The following is an 18,704-nucleotide window of genomic DNA, read 5'->3' as shown; positions in this document are numbered from 1 at the left end:
GCAGCGGTTCGATCTGTGGGCGGGGCGGCTGTCGCCGGCGCTGGCGGCGGCGGTGGCGCGGCAGCGAGCGCGGCTGCAGCCGCTGGCGGCGCATCTGCGGGTGCGGGTGCTGGCCGACATGCTGGCGCGGCGCGGCGAGCGGCTGGCCGATCTGGGCCGCGGGCTGGAGGCCGGGCAGGCGCGGCGGCTGGAGCGGGCGGGGGACCGGGCCTTGGCACTTTCGGCGCGACTGGCCCCGGCGCTGGCGCGGCTGCTGGCCGATGCCGGGCGGCAGGTGCAGCGCGGGCGGGCCGATCTGGCCGCTTTGGACGCGCGGTTGCAGGCGGCGCAGAAGCAGCGGTTGGCGCGGCTGTCGGACCGGCTGGAGGCGCTGGAGCGCACTCGGGCGACGCTGGGCTATGCCGAGACCCTGCGGCGCGGCTATGTGGTGGTGCGCGGCGATGGCGCGGTGGTCACCTCGAAGGCCTTGGCAGAACGGGCGGCGGCGCTGGAGCTGGAGTTCCACGATGGCCGCATGGCGCTGGGGCTGCGCGCCGCGAAACCGCGCAAGGCAGGCGAGCCGGGGCCGGATCAGGGCAGTCTTTTCTAGCGGCTATTTCGTCAGGTCGCAGGGCACCGGCTGGTCGGTGGGGGTCAGCACGGTGGCTTCGGTATCGGGCGGATCGCCGGTGATCTGCCCCTCCAGCCCGGCCCCCACCGGCACCAGCGTCCAGCAGATCGGCGCCGGGTCGTCGTCATAGACAAAGCACAACTGGCCGTCCGTCTCGGTCCAACTGCCTTTGACGCAGCCTTCGTCAGGGCCGTGCCAGACCACCTTGCGGCCCGGCAGATAGGTCTCGGCGCCGTAAACCTCGCCTTGCGTGGCGTAAGTCAAGGTCTTGCCGCTGACAAAAGCCTCGAATTCGGCGGCGGTCAGCGGGGTTTGCGCCAGCGCGGGCAAGGGCGCAAGCAGGGCAAGGGCAAGGCACAGGCTGGCAGGGGTCATCGTGGCCTCCGAAACCGGGATGCGATCACCTTGCCAGAGCCGCAGCGGTCTGACCAGCGGCTTACACACCGACATCCGGCCCGGCGCAATACAGTGGCTTTTCGGTCTGCTCGACCTCGGACAGTTCGGTGCCTTCGGGGTCGTTGTTGAAGCGCGCGTGCAGCCCGGTTTCGGTTTGCCAGAACTGCCAGCACTGCGGTTCGGGTTCGCCGTCATAGACAAAACAGATCAGGTCCGCGTCCTCGTACCAGTGCCCCTCCTGGCAGATGTCGCCGGTATAGGCCCAGCGCACCCGGCGGTTGGGCAGATACTGCTCGGTGCCAAATACCTCGCCCGACAGCGAATAGGTCAGGGTCTTGCCGGTGGCATAGGCCTCGAATTGCTGCGCGCTCAGCGGGGTTTCGACGGCGAGTGCAGGCAGGGCGGTCAGCAGCAGGGCAGCAAGGGCAAGACGCATCGGCAATCTCCGGTCCAGAATGGAGCAAGCCTGCCACGGGCGGGCAGGCTTGACCAGTCTCGGATGCGTGATCGGGTTACGCCGGGGTCGCCGGTTCCGCCGCCGGATTGCGCAGCTTGGCCAAGGGGGCCGCCATCAGCGCCTTCCAGTGCCTGGGCGACAGCGCGAAGGCGCAGCTGACGGGAAGCGAATAGGGCAGCCAGGTGTCCTGCGACTCGTCGGGCAGTTGCAGTTGCGGATAGGGACGCGACGGGTGGGCATGGTGGTCGGAATGGCGCGGCGCATTCAGCATCACCGCCGAGGAATACCAGTGCGGCGCGTTCCAGCTGTGCTTGAAGGCCACCGGCTCCAGCGAGCCATCGGCGGCCTTGGCGCGCATCAGGCCATAGTGCTGCACATAGTCGGTCAGCAGCAGTTGCGCCTGCGCATAAAGCGCCAGCGCCAGCATGACGACGATGCCGGTGTAGCCACCGATCGCCGCCGCCAGCAGCAGCATGAACGCCGCCCCGCCCAGATAGACCGCATAGGGATGGATGCCCTTGATGCCGGTGTTGGCGGCGCGCAGCTTGTTCTCGGCCTCCAGACCGGCCTTGAAGCTGCCGACCCAGGCGCGCGGGAAGAAGACGTAGAAGGTTTCGCCGTCGCGCGCGGTGTTGGGGTCATCGACACTGCCGACATGGCGGTGATGCACCATCCGGTGCGCCGAGGTGTGATGGCCGAACAGCAGCGTGGTGAACATCGCCAGGCCCATCTGGAACATCGGCTTGTCACCGCGGTGGATCAACTCGTGTGCCGCCGGGATGCAGACCTGACCCAGATACATGCCGAACCCGAGGAACAGGATGATCCGGTTCAGGAACCCCACCTCGCTGGTGCCGGCAATCGCGTACAGCATGACCGGCATCATCAGCAACTGGGTGGCCCCGATCGCCATCAGCAGCTTTTCCGAAGCCGGCAAAGCCATCAGCCAATCCGGGCCGATCTTGTCGGGCGCGATTTTCGGCGCGCCCGAGATGATCACCAGATCAGGCCCCTCGCCCTGATCGGAGACCGCCGCTGCCGTGGGCTGGGGCACAGCCTCGGGCAGGATCGACGCATCGGGGGCCACCAGCGGCATATAGCGGTCCAGCGCAAAGGTCAGACCGGCCAGATAGGCCACGGCGATCAACGGCCAGAGGCCGCCCACCGAGACGCCAAGCAGCAGCAGGACAAGGGGAGCCAGCGTCGCCAGAGGGAACAGGACCGACGCGGGCAGCGGAAGCGAGCGGGTGAATTTTTGTGTCATGATGGCGCAGCCTAGCACAACAACGCAACTCCGCCAGCCCTTCGGCCTGCGGCGAAATTGCAGCATCCGCGCGGATGGGCCGATTCTTGCCCATGCGGCCGTTGGCCGGTTCTGGCTCATGCGGTCTTCGGCCAGTTCTGGCCCGCGCGGGCAGCGGCGATCTGCACCGGGCTTGGCCCTTCCCTCGCGGCGCCAAATTGACTAGGTGAAAGGGGAAAAGCCAGCGAGGCCCGCGATGTCGTTCTTCAAGAAGCTGCGTGACAAGATGTTCCGCTCGTCCGACCGGATCAGCGAGGAACTGGATGCGCTGGTCGAGGCGGATGCGCCCGCGGTCGCCGCCCCCACCCCTGCCGCCGCCGAAACCGCCGCGGCCAAGCCCGGCATCCTGGGTCGCCTGCTGGGCCAGAGCGTCGAAACCAGCCGCCGGGTGCTGGATGACGCCATGCTGGAGCGGCTGGAGGAAGTGCTGATCGAGGCCGACATGGGGGTGGATTGCGCGCTGCGCGTCACCGCCAACATCGCCGAGGGCCGGATGGGCAAGCGCGTCTCCACCGCCGAGCTGAAAGAAGCCCTCGCGACCGAGATCGCCCGGATCATGACGCCGGTGGCGCGACCCTTGCCGCTTTACCCCAGCAGGCCGCAGGTGGTGCTGGTGGTCGGCGTCAACGGCTCGGGCAAGACCACGACCATCGGCAAGCTGGCGTCGCAGTTCAAGGCGGCGGGCAAATCGGTGGTGATCGCCGCGGGCGACACCTTCCGCGCCGCCGCGGTGGAACAGCTTCAGGTCTGGGGCCAAAGGGCGGGCGTGCCGGTGCTGACGGCGCCGGAAGGCTCCGACCCCGCCAGCCTGGCCTTTGATGCCATGACCAAGGCGCAGGCCGACGGCGCCGACCTGCTGATGATCGACACCGCTGGCCGGTTGCAGAACCGCGCCGACCTGATGGAAGAGCTGTCGAAGATCGTCCGCGTCATCCGCAAGAAAGACCCCGACGCGCCGCACAACACCATCCTGGTGCTGGACGCCACCACCGGCCAGAACGCCATCAATCAGGTCGAGATCTTCCGCAAACTGGCCGATGTCTCGGGTCTGGTTATGACCAAGCTGGACGGCACCGCCAAGGGCGGCATCCTGGTGGCGCTGGCCGACAAGTTCGGCCTGCCGATCCATGCCATCGGGGTGGGCGAACAGATCGACGATCTGGCCCCCTTCGACCCCGAAGACTTCGCCCGCGCCCTGGTCGGTCTGGAAGCGTGAGCCTCACTCCCCCTGCCCGTTCACCTTTGCATAAATATCCCGGGGGTCCGGGGGCAGCGCCCCCGGCCTGTCCGCCATCCCGCCCTTCGGCATGAGCGACTGGCTGCGCAGTCTGGAAGGCACGGCGCAGGGCCATCAGGTGGCGCTGCTGCTGGCGCTGGCGGCGGCGCTGCTGCATGCGGTGTTCGGCGCCCTGCAGAAGGGGCGGCACGATCCCTGGCTCAGCCGGGCGGCGATTGACGCCAGCTACGGCGTGATGGCCATTCCCTTCGCGCTGTTTCTGGTGGCCTGGCCCGAGCCGCGGATGTGGCCGATCTTTGCCGGCGCCTTCGTCATCCATTCGGCCTACAAACTGTTGCAGGCGATGACCTATGCCCGCGGCGCCTATACCGTGGTCTATCCGGTGGTGCGCGGCACCGGGCCGCTGTTCGCGGTGATCGGCGCCGGGGTGATCTTTGGCGAAAGCTTCACCCTTGGCCAATGGGCGGGGGTGGCGGTGCTGCTGGGCGGCATCTTCGGGCTGGCGCTTTACAACCTGGCCCACGTCAAGGTGGACCGCGACACGCTGGTGCCCGCCTTGGGCTTCGCCGTCGCCACCGGCGCTTTCGTGGCACTTTACACCACCTACGACGCCTATGGCATCCGCGCCACGCCGGACCCCTTCACCTTCCTGGCCTGGTTCTTCATGATCGACGGGCTGTTCATGCCGGTTGTCACGCGGGCGCGCTGGCGGTATCTGCCATCCTCGGAGCTGCTGCCGCTGCTGCGGCGCGGTCTGCTGGGCGCGGTGGTGGCATGGTTCAGCTTTGGCGCCATCATGCTGGCGACGCGGATCGACATGGTGGGGCAGGCGGCGGTGCTGCGCGAGACCTCGACGGTGTTTGCCGCCCTGATCGGCTGGCTGGTGCTGGGGGAAAAAGTCAGCCGCGGCCAGTTGGGGCTGATGGCGCTGATTGCCGCCGGTGCGGTGATCGTGGAAGTGATGGGATAGGCGATGGCGGAAAAGCAGATCAACCCCTGGCTGAAACTGGCGCTCGAGCTGGGGCCGGTGCTGGTGTTCTTTATCGGTTTCGGCCGGATGAAGGATCAGACCTTCACCATCTTCGGCAATGATTACAGCGGGTTCCTGGTGATGACCGCGCTGTTCATCCCGCTTCTGCTGCTGACCACCGGCATCGTCTGGGCGTTGACCGGCAAGCTGTCGAAAATGCAGGTGGCCACGGTGGTGCTGGTGGTGGTGTTCGGCGGGCTGTCGGTCTGGCTGAAGGACGAGCGGTTCTTCAAGGCCAAGCCGACGCTGATCTACCTGCTGTTCGGCGGCATCCTCGGCTTTGGCCTGTTGCGCGGCAAAAGCTATCTGCGGCTGGTGATGGACGAGGCGCTGCCGATGCAGGCCGAGGGCTGGATGATCCTGACCCGCCGCATCACCGCGTTCTTCTTCGGCCTTGCCGTGGCCAACGAGGTGATCTGGCGCAATTTCTCGACCGAGGCCTGGGTGAATTTCAAGACCTTCGGGCTGACCGCGGCCCTGTTCCTGTTCTTCATGACGCAGGGGCGGTTGATGCAGAAATACGGCATCGAGAAAGACGACGAAGCGGCCTGAGACGCCGCGCCGCCCTGCCGGGCGGTGGCAGAACCGTCACCAAGCCCTTTGCAGATGCGTGGCGGACACATCCTCTGTGCCCGCCCGCCTTGGCCCCCCTTGCCTGCGGCCTACACCACGAAGAAGTCGCCATTGGTCAGCGTCAGACTGGTGGCAAGCAGGCCGAACTGCACGCCCGCACCCGCGCCAGTTCCGTCGGCGTCGAACATCAGCCGCCCGGTGTCGGATTCGTAGATGATGCGGTCCAGCGCATCGGTGGCAAGCCCGGTCAGGTTGGAGGCAAAAGCCGTCGCCGCCAGCCCGCCTGCGGCAAGGCCCGCGAACACTGCAGACCCCAGATAGATGGTGTCATTGACCGCGGCGAAATCGGTGATCCGGTCGATGTTGGCAGCACTTGGCGCGGTGTTGAAGATGAAGACATCCGCCCCCGCCCCACCCGACAGGGTATCATTGCCGGCCCCGCCGTTCAGGACATTGTTGCCGGAGTTGCCGCTGATCTGGTTGGCAAGCGTGTTGCCATAGCCGTTGATCGCCGCAGCCCCGGTCAGGGTCAGGTTCTCGACGTTGGCGCTCAGCGAGGTGCTGGCCGAACTCAGCACCCGGTCAGTGCCGGCCGCCGCCGCCTCGGTGATGGCATCGCCGCCATCGGTGGTATAGACGTCATCGCCCAGACCGCCGATCATTGTATCGGCGCCGGTGGTGCCATTCAGCGTGTCGTTGCCGTTGCCACCGCCCAGCACGTTGTTGCCGCTGTTGCCGGTGATGATGTTGTTGAGAATATTGCCGTAGCCGTTGATTGCCGCCGTGCCGGTCAGGGTCAGGTTTTCAAGGTTGACGGAAAGCCCGTAGCTGGCCGAACTCATCACCCGGTCGGTGCCCGCCGCCGCCGCCTCGGTAAGGGTGTCGCCGCCATCGGTGGTATAGACGTCATCGCCCAGGCCGCCGATCATGGTATCGGTGCCGGTGGTGCCGTTCAGCGTGTCGTTGCCGCCGCCGCCGCTTAGCACGTTGTTGGCGCTGTTGCCGGTGATGACGTTGTTGAGGGCATTGCCGTAGGCGTTGATCGCCGCCGCCCCGGTCAGGGTCAGGTTTTCGATATTGGCGCTTAGCGAGGCGCTGGCCGAACTCATCACCCGGTCGGTGCCCGCTGCCGCCGCTTCGACGATGATGTCGCCACCGTCGGTGACATAGACGTCATCGCCCAGACCGCCGATCAGCGTATCGACGCCGGTATTGCCGTTCAGGGTGTCGTTGCCGCCGAGGCCTGACAACGAATTGGCGGCACTGTTTCCGGTCATGCTGTCCGCGGCGCTGCCGCCAATGGCATTTTCCACCACGGTGCCATAGGCGATGCCCATGTTCAGCCTGCCACCAAGCACGTCGGAGGATGCCCCCTGGTTCAGATCAATCCTCTGGCTCCCGGAATAGCCCGACAGGTTGATCGTATCGGTGCCGCCATTGTCGAACACCGTGAAAGCGACATAGTTGTTGTTGGCGGGATCATTCAATGTGACCGCCGCATCCAGCGCGGCGTTGCCGGTGTTGGAATTGTAACCGTAGGTCGTGTTGCCGGTGCGGGTTGTCGTGGATAGGCCATACAGGTTTCGCATCGCCAGAATGTCGGCGATCATCGGGGTCAGCACATAGCGGAACTGGGCGTTTACGAAGGTGTTGGCGTCGTCGAACTCGTCATTTACTGCCTGCATGTAGGACATGATCGACAGATGCGGCGAGTCGTTCAGGTAGTAATTGTCCACGCCATAGGTGGCCGAACCGTTGTAATTCCCGCCGTGACCCAGGCCAAGCGAATGGCCCAGTTCGTGAACATAGGTTTCAAAGGAATAACTGTCCATCGTCGTCCCGAACGTCGTCAGCCAGCCTGTTGAAACCTGCAGCGTGGAGGAAATGATTGTGCCATCGGGCGATGTCACGTTGGAGTTGAACGCTTCGACATCGACGGAGTCGTTCTGGAAGGTGATCTGTGCGGCGCCACTGGTTTGCTGAAAGGTGATGCCGGTCACATCGCTCCACATCTGCAACGCCTGCTGGGCCAGAGCGGCGCCGGGCGCTGTCAATCCGGTTACATTGTAGCTGATCTGCCGCCCGCCGGACAGGTCATAGGCGGTTGCCGGAATATTCGCGGACCCCGCGCCCGAGAAGTAGCGTTCGAAGTTGTTGGTCAGTTGCCAGGCCACCTCGTCGGCGGTCAGGACCAGGCCGGCGCTGTTGTGATTGACCGCCGTCAGCAGGAAGTCACCGGTGTTGGTGCCAAAACCCCGCGCCGAGATGTAGTAGGTTCCAGTGGTCGTTGCCGTGAAAACCAGCATCGAATTGTAGCCGACCTCACCACCGGCATCGTCGTTCACGCCGAGCACGGCCCCGGTCGAATCGAGCAACGATATATAGGTGTCCGGCAAAGGTGTGCGCCCGACCCCGCCAAGACGAAAATCATAGGTCTGTCCTGCCACGAGGGTGATGGCATACCAATCAAGATCGCCAGAGGCACCAATTGTTCCATAGACACTGCGTCCAAGCGAGATGGACGATGCCGTGCCCAACGTCTCGCCCACATCGCCTATCGGCAAGGGCAGGGCGAGCACTGCTGTATTCTGCGAAAGGTCATCCAGAGCGGGCATTGAAAAATCCTCTTGATTGGCTTGATGGTTAATTGGCGAAAAGAGATTTCGGGATCGGACTTCCTTGCGCACGGCAGCACCCGCCATGAAATACTGTGCTGAAAGGATTAACGGGCGAATTGCCAGCCGCATCGCCCCTGCAACTCGGGGATATCAGCCTGATTGGCGCGTCCTGGAGGGGGGTGGGTTTCATGGCGTTTCAAGCATTTTCATCAGCGGATAAATCAGTGCCGTGGCGCTGTCAGGTTGCAAATTTCCGTCCATCACCGTGATCCACAGGTCCTGTTGGTTTGAAAACTTCATGCCATCCGACACTTGTTTGCCGACCTGCAAGATCGCAGCAGCCCGGACAGAACTGGCCGGAGTGACCGTCACCGCGACCACATCGGCGCCGATGGGAATGGCCCCCTCGGTTCGTACACTTTGTCCCGATGCCGCAGCCAGATCGGCTGCCAAACGGTTGCAAAACCCGCGCATGATCGATTCGCGCCCGTCGCCTTCCGAAATCCGGCAAACCAGCCAGAGATCCTGTTCCAAACCAGCCATGATCGGTTTTTCCTCTTGGGCATCCGTGGCCCCACCCGCCGAGAAAAACGCCGCGGGATGACGTTCCGCTGCAAGTAACATGATGCTGTTGAAAGCTCTTCTGGCCGACTGAACGAAAGCGGCGGTCTCAGCGAATGGTAGCAGTTTCAGGAAATTCGACCGAAAGCGGCTTTCTGCTGCAGGCAGGAAACAGGATGCTGGATCAACGCCCCGGGAATCTTCCTTGTTCCTGGGGCACATCATCATCGGGCCGTCGATTCTGCCCAGGCCGGTAAATGCCCAACCCTGAGTGAACTTTTCGCAGTGGATTTGTTGCGGCTTGTCGGACGCTGCGAAAGCAAAAATCGCATCCTGCCGGGTGCCGATTTTAAGGTCAGTGGCTGCTGACGAAACGCCTGGCGCAACTAATAAAAGAAGACATAACAGTTTTCGAACAAAATCAAGAGTCGGAAGCATCCTGAGAATGAAATCAATTCTGCTTACACAACTGGGCCGTGCATTATGAGATAAATCGCTTTTCTGATCACAACTGTGAGAACCAAAACCGCAATTCTTGATCCGCCAGATCATTATCGAACTCGAACACCGGGAGGCAAAAATCCATGGCACAGACTGCGCATATGCCACGACGTCATCAGAGTCAGTCGATAGAACCACTTGAAGCTATCACGGACAAGGCAATAAAAGTCAAGGCGGATTCCCGCCCGCAATATGCCGCGGCGGTCTTTGCCCAAGGCGCTGCACAGGTTTGTTGAGGCTGGCAGATGGATCTCATAAAATCCGCATTTTAAAATACATGTATTCGCTCGGGCAGTTTCCCGTTGGGAACAATAGCTGGGCGGATGCAAGTGCCCAGCCACGCGCACTTGCGCGCCTCCGATGCTTTCGCAAGGGCAGAGCGTGTTGGTTCATCGGCGGGACGGCCTGGCATGCGCGGGCAGACGCTTTTCTGCGAGGCGGGGGCGAAACGAACGGGAGTTGCCGGTTGTCCGGCACCCGTCACCCGGTCTGGCCGCGGAATGGTCCGATCGGGAAAACAAATGATCCGCGTGGTTTTCCCGCGCCGCTGATCCGGCTGCAGCGCGACTCAGTGCCGCAATTTGCCCTTTTCCAGCCCCCAGGCAAAGGCCAGTTGCAGCGCCAGGCCACCAAGGATCAGCGCGCTGTCCAGAGCAAGGCTGCCGGGCAGGGCGGCCTTGGTGACTTGCCCCGCCAGCGCCAGCATCGAGCCCAACGCAAACACCGGCAGCGCATTGCGGCCCAGCAGCGCCAGCGGTTGCATCACCGGCGATGCCGACAGGGTTTTGACAAAGCCGAAGGACGACAGGAAATAGGCCAGCGCCAGAATATGCAGCAGCCGCGGGCCGCTGACATAGGTCTTGTCGAATTTGGTGAACAGCGTCGGCACGCCAAGATCCTGCACCTGCCACAGCGCATAGCCGACCTTGCCGGCCACAGCCGGGATTTGCGTGGCCACCGCCGCCAGCAGCAAGAACAGCCCCGTCAGCACCTGCAACCACGGCAGCACCGGCACCAGCCGTTTGCCGCTTTTCAGCAGAACGCCGATCAGCAGGCCGGTGCAGAAGATCACCTGCCACGAGATCGGGTTGAAGAACCAGCCGCCGGCGTTGGGATAGTTCGGCAGATCCCAATACCATACCCCCGCCACGACCCAGACGGCCCCCGACAGCGCCCACAGCAGCAAGGGCCGCCGCAGCGCCAGCCACAGCATCACCGGGGCGGCCAGCAGCATCACCATATACAGCGGCAGGATGTTCACATAGCCGATCTGATAGCTCAGCAGCGGGATGCCGACATGGGTGGCCAGCGGGTATTTCAGCAGCGTGCCGAAGTTGGTGCCGTTCAGCCCCAGCTCGGTGCCAAGGTTCAGCGCGCCATAGGACAGGATGCCCAGCCCCGCCGCCATCGTCACCGCATGCACCATGTAAAGCGTCCAGGCCCGCCGCCACACCCGCCCCACCGCCTGCCAGGTGAACCCGGCGCGGAACGCCGCCGAATAGGCCAGCCCCGCTGCCACACCCGACATCAGCACAAAGCCCTCGGCGGCATCGGAAAACCCGAAATTGCGCGAGGTCAGGTTCTCATAAACCGTGCCCGGAATATGGTTCATGAAGATCATCACGAGGCACAGGCCGCGGAACACGTCAAGCCGCAGGTCGCGCGCGGACGGCCCTTTGGCGGCGGGATAGGTATCAAGCATTCAGGCGGGTGTTCTCCGTCGCGGGGACCTCGGCCGCAGGCGCGGACCAGCGGGCAAGCCAGGTGTCATGCAGGTGCAGCACCGGCGGCATGTTAGCATCTGAGGGGGTTTCGAACAGCCCCCCCGACTTTTGCGCACGCGACGACCAGGCGATGATCCAGGGCGCCGCGATCATCGGCAGCGCCACCGGCAGCATCCAGAACAAAAGCCCCGGCGCCGAATACCAGGTCACCGCCAGCGCCAGCACCCCGGTCAGGCTGATCCACCAGCTTGCCGCCCAGGCATCGCCCAGCGTCAACGTGCCGTCGCCGCGGTTGTTGGTGGGCCAGCCGCCATCGCGCCGCAGCACCACCTGCGCCACCGAGCGGCTTTGATACATCAGGAACACTGGTGCTGTCAGCGACGACAGCAACAGTTCCGCCAGCGTCGAAAGCCCTGCCCGCAGGCTGCGCCCGAACCCGGCGGCGCGCCCCGAGGCCGCGGCATCGACCACGATCAACAGCTTGGGCAGGATCAGCAGCCCGAACACCCCCACCGCGATGCCGATCGCCTTGAACGAGGCATCGGGCGGAAACACCGGGAACGGCCAGTCGGGATCGGGGAAGTAATCCGGCCCCGGCGCGAAATGCGGCGCCATGATCGAGGCGATGATGAAGGCCATCCAGAACACCGGCGCAATATAGGCAAAGATGCCCTGCACAAAGACGAACCGGCTCCAGGGGCGCAGACCGGGGGCCAGCACCAGACGGCTGTGTTGCAGGTTGCCCTGGCACCAGCGGCGGTCGCGCTTGGCGTGATCGACGATGTTTTCCGGGCCTTCCTCATACGAGCCTTCCAGATCGTCATCCAGCCGCACAACCCAGCCGGCACGGGCCAGCAGGGCGGCCTCGACATAGTCATGGCTCAGGATATGCCCCCCGAACGGCGGCGAGCCTGCCAGAACCGGCAGACCGCAGCTTTCGGCAAAAGCCCGCACCCGCACCAGCGCGTTATGGCCCCAGAACGGCCCGGTCTTGCCCTGCATGATCGCAAGGCCCCGCGCGAACACCGGCGAATAGAACGCCGCGGAAAATTGCATCGCCCGGCCAAAGCGCGAGGTGGCGCGCACGATCTTGGGCAGGCTTTGCAGCAGGCCCAGATCGGGTGCCGCCTCCATCCGCCGCACCATCTCGACGATGGTGGCGCCTTCCATCAGGCTGTCAGCATCCAGGATCAGCGCGTAGTCATAGGCTGCGCCGGAATTGGTAATGAAATCCTCGACATTGCCGGCCTTCTTGCCGGTGTTCAGCGCCCGGCGACGGTAGAACAGCCGCCCCTCGGCGCCGGTCTCGCGCACCAGACGGGCGAACCATTGGCGCTCGGCCCGGGCGATCAGGTCGGAGCGGGTGTCCGACAGCACGGCGAAATGGAAAACCGCAGTCTCGCCGGTGGCGACCAGCGAGGCGTTCATCGCGGCGATGCGGGCGAAGGTGATCTGCGGGTCTTCGTTATAGACCGGCACGATGATGACGGTGCGGCCAAGGATCGGCCCCGCCAGCCGCTGCACCGGCGGCTTGGCACGCGAGGTCAGGCCCAGCAAGCCCTGCGCCGCGCCCCAGGCCAGCCACCAGGTGGTGATGGTGATCAGCGCCGCGCGGACCACATCCATCCGGTCCGGCCCGTCGGCGGTGCCATAGCTGTAGAACACCAGCCCGGCGGTGATCGCCGCGATGATGCTGGCCGCCAATGCCAGAAAGCGGGAGAGGGATGTTTCCATCCCGCCCCCAGCACTGTTGGCTGGCGCCATGTTCATCTATCTCAGCCTTCGGAGCGCGCAGACCGCTGCACAAGCCGCGCCACCAGCCCGACCAGCAGGCCGCCATGACCGTATTCCAGCACCTGCTTGGGCATCGCCAGCGGTGCCAGCGGCGGCGCGATCACCAGATCATCGTCGCAAAAGCTGCTGTCGTCGCGCATATCCGCGTTCCTCATGCCACGATCCATTGATAAAGCCATTTCTCGGTCAGTTTGCGGCCATAGCCGCTGATATGGGCGCCCATTTCGACGACCGATTCCTTGACGCCCTTCAGGTCGATCACCAGCCGCCAGATCGGCTGGCCGGGGATTTTCGACAGAGTCTGCGCCAGCACCTCGCCGCCCGAGATGTTGACCACGGCCTCGACCTCGGCATCATCGGGCAGGGTGGCCAGCAGGCCGCCGCCGAAATCCACCACGAACTTGCGGCTGCCGTCGGTGTTTTCCACCCCCGACACGCCGCCGATCCCGGCCCGCGTCTCGTGGACAAAGGCCAGATCGTCGTTCCATTCCGGTTCCATCATGCCCCAGCGCATCCGGTAGGCAAATTCGCGCATCTCGCCCGGCTGCACCTTGGTGCCAGGCACCCAGAACGCCACGATATTGTCGTTGCCTTCCAGATCGGTGGGAATTTCCACCAGCCGCACCGACCCCTTGCCCCAGTCGGCCAGCGGTTCGATCACCAGCGAGGGCCGCTTTTCGTAATGCGCCGAGGCGTCCTGATAGGCCTCGAAATCGCGGTCGCGCTGCATCAGCCCGAAGGAGCGCGGGTTTTCCTCGACGAAATACGAGCCGGTCAGCCGGATCGGGTTGTTCAAGGGCCGCCAGATCACGTCGCCATCGCGCCGCTCGATCCGCAGGCCCTCGCTGTCGTGCACATTGGGGCGGTAATCGTCGAACGAGGCGCGGTTCTTTTCGGAAAACAGGAACATCGAGGTCAGCGGCGCCACGCCGATTTCATCGACCGCGTTGCGGAAGAACAGCCGGGCGGTGACTTCGATGGTGGTCTCGGCACCGGGCCGCACCACGAAGCGATAGGCGCCGGTGCAGGAGGCACTTTCCAGCGCGGCATAGACCGTGACTTCGCGGGCAAACGGCACCGGCCTTTCCAGATAGAACCGCGAGAAGCGCGGGAATTCCTCGCCCCGTGGCAGGGCGGTGTTGATCGCAAGGCCGCGGGCCGACAGACCGAAGGTGTTGCCCCGACCCAGAGCGCGGAAATACGAAGCTCCCAGAAAGGCCACCACTTCATCAAACAGATCGGCGCGGTTCAGCGGTGCGTTCAGCCGGAACCCCGCCACGCCGGGCAATTTGCCGTGCTGTGGCACCCGGGCGGCCAGATCGCCGATATATTCGAAATCGTCGGTCGAGAATTCCATCGGTCGGGCGGCATTGGCCTCGACCTCGTAGATGTGCACCGGCACTTCGAACAGCCAGCCCATGTGGAACGGATAGATGCGGAACGCCGAGTCGTCGGCAATCCAGCGCGCGGCCTCGTCTCGGAACTTGATCTTCTTGTAGTCGTCGTAGGTCAACTGCTCCAGAAAGCTGCCGGCCTTGGCGGCGGGCGTGTCGGGCTGCAAGGCGAGGGCCTTCATCTCTTCGGTCAGCAGATCGAAGGTGAAGGGCGTGCCGGGGTCCACCGCCGGTGCTGCGGCAGCTTCGGGCGTCACGGGCGGCGTCGCGGCCTCTTGCGCCCACAGCCGACCGGTCAGGGCAGTCGATGCCGTCAGCGCCGCAAATCCACCAAGCACAAACCGGCGGGAGGTATGGACCGAACCGGCCCGAACAGACGCCATGATGACCTTCGACTCCATTTTGTTACGCAGCACGAGCGGCAGGGTTTACCGTGGTTCGCGGCCCGCGAGGCCACGAGAAAGAAACATGGCTGATATGCAGCCGCAGCATAGCTGCCCGCAGCGTTACACCGCCTGCCGCAATCCGTTCAAGTCTTTCGACGTCGCATTGGCCGCGAAACAAGGTTCGCATAAAAATTCACCACTCCAAGCTGCGGTTTTCAAATCGAATTCCATTATTCGCCCGAAAAGGTCAAGACGTCGCAGTTCACAGTTTCCTGATGGCCGGCCCCAAATCGGCACACAATGGGCGGAATTCCGCGCCGCACTGCAGAATACCGCCGATGGCGCGAAGATTTGGGGCGCAGTTCAGCCGGGTCTTGCCATCTGGAGCGGGTGCCGCGGCTTTGGCGGGGCGGCAATTTTCCCGGCGAGGGGAAATTGCCGCCCTTAGGTGGTGCGCCTAAGCTCAGGCCTTGGCCAGATCGCGCAGCACATAGTGCAGCACGCCGCCGTGTTCGACGTATTCGATCTCGATTTCGGTGTCGATCCGGCACTTGATCTGGATGGTCTTGCTGCGGCCATCGGCGTAGGCGATGGTGCAGGGCACCATGGAAAGCGGTTTAAGATCGCCGTCCAAGCCACTGATCGAAATCACTTCATTGCCCTTCAGCCCCAGCGATTTGCGGGTCTCGCCGCCGGTGAACTCGAAGGGAATCACCCCCATGCCCACCAGGTTCGAGCGGTGGATACGCTCGAAGCTTTCGGCGATCACCGCCTTGACGCCCAGCAATGCCGTGCCCTTGGCCGCCCAGTCGCGCGAAGACCCCGCGCCGTATTCGATGCCGCCAAAGATCACCAGCGGCGTGCCCGCCGCCTGATAGGCCATCGAGGCGTCGAAGATCGAGGTCTGCACCCCGTCCGGCCCAATGGTATAGCCGCCTTCCACCCCGTCCAGCATCTCGTTCTTGATGCGGATGTTGGCGAAAGTGCCGCGCATCATCACCTCGTGGTTGCCGCGCCGCGAGCCGTAGGAGTTGAACTCGGACACCGGAACTTGCCGTTCCGTCAGATACTTGCCAGCCGGAGTTGAAGCTTTGAACGACCCGGCGGGCGAGATGTGGTCGGTGGTGATCATGTCGCCCAGCACCGCCAGCACCCGCGCGCCGGTGATGTTGGAGATTACGCCGGGGGTTTTCGACATGCCGCGGAAGTAAGGCGGGTTCTGGATATAGGTGGAACTGGCGGGCCAGTCATAGGTCTCGCTGTCGGTGGTCTGCACCGCTTGCCACTTGGCATCGCCCTTGAACACGTCGGCGTATTTCTTCTGGAAGGCGGCGCGGGTGACGGTGGCCTCGACCAGTGCTGCAATCTCGGCATTGCTCGGCCAGACGTCGCGCAGATAGACCGGGCCGTTGGTGCCCATGCCAAGGGGTTCGGTGGTCAGGTCGATGTTCATGTCACCGGCCAGCGCATAGGCCACCACCAGCGGCGGCGAGGCCAGATAGTTGGCGCGCACGTCGGGGGAAATGCGGCCCTCGAAGTTGCGGTTGCCCGACAGCACGGCGGTGGCGACCAGATCGCCTTCGGCAATCGCCGCCGAAATCGCCGGTTCCAAGGGGCCGGAGTTGCCGATGCAGGTGGTGCAGCCGTAACCCACCAGGTTGAAGCCCACGGCATCCAGATCGACCTGCAGGCCAGCGGCCTCCAGATATTCCGAAACCACTTGGCTACCGGGGGCCAGCGAAGTTTTCACCCAAGGCTTGCGGGTCAGCCCCAGCGCCCGGGCCTTGCGCGCCACCAACCCGGCGGCGATCATCACCGAGGGGTTGGAGGTGTTGGTGCAGGAGGTGATCGAGGCGATCACCACCTTGCCCGAGGACATGGTGTAATCCTGCCCCTTCACCGCCACTTGCACGCCTTGCGGGCGCTTGAACGAGGCCTCCATTTCCTTGGCAAAGGACGCCTTCGCTGCGGTCAGGGCCAGGTAATCCTGCGGCCGTTTCGGCCCCGAGATGGCGGGCACGATTTCGCCCATGTCCAGATGCAGGGTGCTGGTGTAGATCGGCGCGTAATCGGCACCGCGCCACATGCCGTTGGCCTTGGCATAGGCCTCGACCAGCGCCACGCGGGCCTCGTCGCGGCCGGTATTGCGCAGGTAGCGCAGGGTTTCGTCATCGACCGGGAAGAAGCCGCAGGTGGCGCCATATTCCGGGGCCATGTTGGCGATGGTGGCGCGGTCGGCCAGCGGCAGGCGGTCCAGCCCGTCGCCCCAGAACTCGACGAACTTGTTCACCACGCCATGCTTGCGCAGCATCTGCACGACCTTCAGCACCAGATCGGTGGCGGTGGTGCCTTCGACCATGCTGCCGGTCAGCTTGAAGCCGACGACCTCGGGGATCAGCATGGAAACCGGCTGGCCCAGCATCGCGGCCTCGGCCTCGATGCCGCCGACGCCCCAGCCCAGCACGGCCAGACCGTTGACCATGGTGGTGTGGCTGTCGGTGCCGACCAGCGTATCGGGATAGGCCACTTCGGCACCGTTCTGGTCTTTGTCGGTCCAGACGGTCTGCGCCAGATATTCCAGGTTCACCTGATGGCAGATGCCGGTGCCGGGCGGCACCACGCGGAAGTTGTTGAAGGCGCCCTGGCCCCATTTCAGGAACTGGTAACGCTCGATGTTGCGTTCATATTCGCGATCGACGTTCATCTGGAAGGCGCGCGGGTTGCCAAATTCGTCGATCATCACCGAATGGTCGATCACCAGATCGACCGGGGCCAGCGGGTTGATCTTCTGCGCGTTGCCGCCAAGCCCCAGGATGCCGTCGCGCATCGCCGCAAGGTCAACCACCGCCGGAACCCCGGTGAAATCCTGCATCAGCACGCGGGCCGGGCGATAGGCGATCTCGCGCGGGTTCTGGCCGCCCTTGGCACCCCATTCGGCAAAGGCGCGGATGTCGTCCAGCGTCACGGTCTTGCCATCCTCGAACCGCAGCATGTTCTCCAGCACCACCTTCAGGCTGGCGGGCAGGCGCGAGAAGTCGCCAAGCCCCGCGGCCTGTGCGGCGGGGATCGAATAGAAGGCAACCGATTTGCCGCCCGCGGTCAGGGTCTGGCGGGTCTTGGCTTTATCGTGTCCGACGGTGACGGTCATGCGGGCCTCCTGGGCGGCAGGGTGAATGGCAGCGTCATGCCGCAGGATGGCACGGGACGCAAGGGAATCGCAGGCATTGTATGCAATAGTATGCCGAAAATCCAGCCCCTGATTCCGCCCTGCGGCATCTTGTGGTGCGGGCCGGAAATGCCGCAAAAGCACGCCGCCTCGCAAAACCTTGATTGGCAGAGGCGGGGGGCTTTGACTACAAGCAAAGAACCAGATGGGGATCGGGAAATCAGGATGCGTCAGTTTGTCAGCGCCATGTGTGGCCTGTGGTTCGCCTGTGCCGGAGCAGGCCATGCGCAGACCGTAGCCTCGGAACCCGTGGTGGTGGTCGAACTGTTCACCTCGCAGGGCTGTTCGTCCTGCCCGCCCGCCGACGCCTTTCTGCAGCATCTGGCGCGCGACCCGGCGGTGATCGCGCTGGCGCTGCATGTGGACTATTGGGATTACATCGGCTGGGCCGACAGTTTTGCCGACCCGCGCTTTACCGAACGGCAGAAGGCCTATGCCCATGCTGCGGGCAGCCGCACCATCTATACGCCGCAGATGATCGTCGAAGGGCAGGACCGGGTCGAGGGCCACCAGCCCGAACTGGTCGAAGACCTGATCCGCAGCCATCTGGCAAAGGCGCATCAGGTGCGGATGAGCCTCAGCCGCAATGGCACGCAGGTGCTGATCACAGCCACCGCCAACCCGCCCTTGCACGATGAAGTGCGGGTGCAACTGGTGCGCTATCGCCCGGAACAGTCGGTGACCATCGGCCATGGCGAGAACGAGGGCCAGACCCTGACCTACAGCAATATCGTCACCTCCTGGCAGGTGGTGGGCGAATGGTCGGGCACTGAGCCGCTGTCGCTGCAGACCGAAGCCGCGGGCGATGACCCGGTGGTGGTGATCCTGCAACAGGACGGCCCCGCAGACATCCTTGCCGCGGCACGGCTGGACTGAACGGCAGACCTTAACCGC

Annotated in this window: 16 protein-coding genes; 6 read left to right on the top strand and 10 right to left on the bottom strand. The window is 64.2% G+C overall.

Features of this window, described 5'->3' with window-relative positions; genetic code table 11:
• A partial coding sequence (locus tag RSW2DRAFT_RS14970) for an exodeoxyribonuclease VII large subunit (RefSeq protein ID WP_008032430.1) occupies window positions 1-589 on the top strand: 589 nt, incomplete at its 5' end.
• Between the two features lie 3 nt (window positions 590-592).
• Here RSW2DRAFT_RS14970 and RSW2DRAFT_RS14965 read toward each other — a convergent pair.
• The 3 genes from RSW2DRAFT_RS14965 to RSW2DRAFT_RS14955 form a co-directional block, all read right to left on the bottom strand.
• Window positions 593-985 (bottom strand): hypothetical protein, encoded by a 393-nt coding sequence (locus RSW2DRAFT_RS14965; protein ID WP_008032427.1) that lies wholly within the window; start codon window positions 983-985, stop codon window positions 593-595.
• A 61-nt stretch (window positions 986-1,046) separates the two neighbouring features.
• Window positions 1,047-1,442 (bottom strand): hypothetical protein, encoded by a 396-nt coding sequence (locus RSW2DRAFT_RS14960; protein ID WP_008032425.1) that lies wholly within the window; start codon window positions 1,440-1,442, stop codon window positions 1,047-1,049.
• Between the two features lie 76 nt (window positions 1,443-1,518).
• Window positions 1,519-2,727, bottom strand: a complete 1,209-nt coding sequence (locus RSW2DRAFT_RS14955; protein ID WP_008032423.1) for an alkane 1-monooxygenase — start codon at window positions 2,725-2,727, stop codon at window positions 1,519-1,521.
• A gap of 235 nt (window positions 2,728-2,962) precedes the next feature.
• On the opposite strand from RSW2DRAFT_RS14955, the gene ftsY reads away from it, so the two are divergent.
• From ftsY to RSW2DRAFT_RS14940, 3 genes are all read left to right on the top strand, one after another.
• Complete coding sequence (gene ftsY, locus RSW2DRAFT_RS14950; RefSeq protein WP_008032421.1) at window positions 2,963-3,982, top strand: signal recognition particle-docking protein FtsY; 1,020 nt, start codon at window positions 2,963-2,965, stop codon at window positions 3,980-3,982.
• A gap of 91 nt (window positions 3,983-4,073) precedes the next feature.
• Entirely contained in the window at window positions 4,074-4,973 is a 900-nt protein-coding gene (locus tag RSW2DRAFT_RS14945; protein WP_008032419.1) for an EamA family transporter, read from the top strand.
• Window positions 4,974-4,976: 3 nt separating this feature from the next.
• Window positions 4,977-5,585 (top strand): inner membrane-spanning protein YciB, encoded by a 609-nt coding sequence (locus RSW2DRAFT_RS14940; protein WP_008032415.1) that lies wholly within the window; start codon window positions 4,977-4,979, stop codon window positions 5,583-5,585.
• Between the two features lie 110 nt (window positions 5,586-5,695).
• Here RSW2DRAFT_RS14940 and RSW2DRAFT_RS17270 read toward each other — a convergent pair whose 3' ends face one another.
• From RSW2DRAFT_RS17270 to RSW2DRAFT_RS14915, 6 genes are all read right to left on the bottom strand, one after another.
• The gene (locus tag RSW2DRAFT_RS17270) at window positions 5,696-8,221 is read right to left on the bottom strand and encodes a M10 family metallopeptidase C-terminal domain-containing protein (RefSeq protein WP_008032413.1); all 2,526 of its coding nucleotides are present in this window, start codon (window positions 8,219-8,221) and stop codon (window positions 5,696-5,698) included.
• Window positions 8,222-8,410: 189 nt separating this feature from the next.
• Window positions 8,411-9,337: a hypothetical protein gene (locus RSW2DRAFT_RS18070; RefSeq protein ID WP_156790753.1), complete on the bottom strand. Its 927-nt coding sequence runs from the start codon at window positions 9,335-9,337 to the stop codon at window positions 8,411-8,413.
• Window positions 9,338-9,854: 517 nt separating this feature from the next.
• Entirely contained in the window at window positions 9,855-10,988 is a 1,134-nt protein-coding gene (locus RSW2DRAFT_RS14925; protein WP_008032409.1) for an OpgC family protein, read from the bottom strand.
• Complete coding sequence (gene mdoH, locus RSW2DRAFT_RS14920; RefSeq protein ID WP_008032406.1) at window positions 10,981-12,744, bottom strand: glucans biosynthesis glucosyltransferase MdoH; 1,764 nt, start codon at window positions 12,742-12,744, stop codon at window positions 10,981-10,983. The genes RSW2DRAFT_RS14925 and mdoH overlap by 8 nt, the downstream gene beginning before the upstream one ends.
• Window positions 12,745-12,785: 41 nt before the next feature.
• The gene (locus tag RSW2DRAFT_RS18065) at window positions 12,786-12,959 is read right to left on the bottom strand and encodes a hypothetical protein (protein WP_156790752.1); all 174 of its coding nucleotides are present in this window, start codon (window positions 12,957-12,959) and stop codon (window positions 12,786-12,788) included.
• A complete protein-coding gene (locus RSW2DRAFT_RS14915) occupies window positions 12,956-14,581 on the bottom strand; it encodes a glucan biosynthesis protein (RefSeq protein ID WP_008032403.1) in 1,626 nt (541 codons plus the stop codon). Before RSW2DRAFT_RS14915 ends, RSW2DRAFT_RS18065 begins: the two co-directional genes overlap by 4 nt.
• Before the next feature lie 85 nt (window positions 14,582-14,666).
• Between RSW2DRAFT_RS14915 and RSW2DRAFT_RS18060 the strand changes: the two genes are divergently transcribed.
• Window positions 14,667-15,032 carry a hypothetical protein gene (locus RSW2DRAFT_RS18060; RefSeq protein WP_156790751.1) on the top strand — a complete coding sequence of 122 codons (366 nt, stop codon included), beginning with the start codon at window positions 14,667-14,669 and terminating at the stop codon, window positions 15,030-15,032.
• A gap of 15 nt (window positions 15,033-15,047) precedes the next feature.
• Here RSW2DRAFT_RS18060 and acnA read toward each other — a convergent pair whose 3' ends face one another.
• Window positions 15,048-17,732, bottom strand: a complete 2,685-nt coding sequence (acnA, locus tag RSW2DRAFT_RS14910; protein WP_008032402.1) for an aconitate hydratase AcnA — start codon at window positions 17,730-17,732, stop codon at window positions 15,048-15,050.
• A 243-nt stretch (window positions 17,733-17,975) separates the two neighbouring features.
• On the opposite strand from acnA, the gene RSW2DRAFT_RS14905 reads away from it, so the two are divergent.
• Window positions 17,976-18,686: a DUF1223 domain-containing protein gene (locus RSW2DRAFT_RS14905; RefSeq protein WP_008032401.1), complete on the top strand. Its 711-nt coding sequence runs from the start codon at window positions 17,976-17,978 to the stop codon at window positions 18,684-18,686.
• Window positions 18,687-18,704 lie beyond the last annotated feature (18 nt).

Source organism: Rhodobacter ferrooxidans, assembly GCF_000176015.1.
GTDB classification, from domain to species: Bacteria; Pseudomonadota; Alphaproteobacteria; order Rhodobacterales; family Rhodobacteraceae; genus Pseudorhodobacter_B; species Pseudorhodobacter_B ferrooxidans.
The sequence above is the reverse complement of the archived record's forward strand: the minus strand, read 5'-3'. Positions and strand labels throughout refer to the sequence as shown.

Coding starts and splice junctions, on each gene's coding strand:
- RSW2DRAFT_RS14965 (WP_008032427.1), bottom strand. CDS start 985: ATGACCCCTGCCAGCCTGTGCCTTGCCCTTGCCCTGCTTGCGCCCTTG.
- RSW2DRAFT_RS14960 (WP_008032425.1), bottom strand. CDS start 1,442: ATGCGTCTTGCCCTTGCTGCCCTGCTGCTGACCGCCCTGCCTGCACTC.
- RSW2DRAFT_RS14955 (WP_008032423.1), bottom strand. CDS start 2,727: ATGACACAAAAATTCACCCGCTCGCTTCCGCTGCCCGCGTCGGTCCTG.
- ftsY (WP_008032421.1), top strand. CDS start 2,963: ATGTCGTTCTTCAAGAAGCTGCGTGACAAGATGTTCCGCTCGTCCGAC.
- RSW2DRAFT_RS14945 (WP_008032419.1), top strand. CDS start 4,074: ATGAGCGACTGGCTGCGCAGTCTGGAAGGCACGGCGCAGGGCCATCAG.
- RSW2DRAFT_RS14940 (WP_008032415.1), top strand. CDS start 4,977: ATGGCGGAAAAGCAGATCAACCCCTGGCTGAAACTGGCGCTCGAGCTG.
- RSW2DRAFT_RS17270 (WP_008032413.1), bottom strand. CDS start 8,221: ATGCCCGCTCTGGATGACCTTTCGCAGAATACAGCAGTGCTCGCCCTG.
- RSW2DRAFT_RS18070 (WP_156790753.1), bottom strand. CDS start 9,337: ATGATCTGGCGGATCAAGAATTGCGGTTTTGGTTCTCACAGTTGTGAT.
- RSW2DRAFT_RS14925 (WP_008032409.1), bottom strand. CDS start 10,988: ATGCTTGATACCTATCCCGCCGCCAAAGGGCCGTCCGCGCGCGACCTG.
- mdoH (WP_008032406.1), bottom strand. CDS start 12,744: ATGGAAACATCCCTCTCCCGCTTTCTGGCATTGGCGGCCAGCATCATC.
- RSW2DRAFT_RS18065 (WP_156790752.1), bottom strand. CDS start 12,959: ATGAGGAACGCGGATATGCGCGACGACAGCAGCTTTTGCGACGATGAT.
- RSW2DRAFT_RS14915 (WP_008032403.1), bottom strand. CDS start 14,581: ATGGCGTCTGTTCGGGCCGGTTCGGTCCATACCTCCCGCCGGTTTGTG.
- RSW2DRAFT_RS18060 (WP_156790751.1), top strand. CDS start 14,667: ATGGCTGATATGCAGCCGCAGCATAGCTGCCCGCAGCGTTACACCGCC.
- acnA (WP_008032402.1), bottom strand. CDS start 17,732: ATGACCGTCACCGTCGGACACGATAAAGCCAAGACCCGCCAGACCCTG.
- RSW2DRAFT_RS14905 (WP_008032401.1), top strand. CDS start 17,976: ATGCGTCAGTTTGTCAGCGCCATGTGTGGCCTGTGGTTCGCCTGTGCC.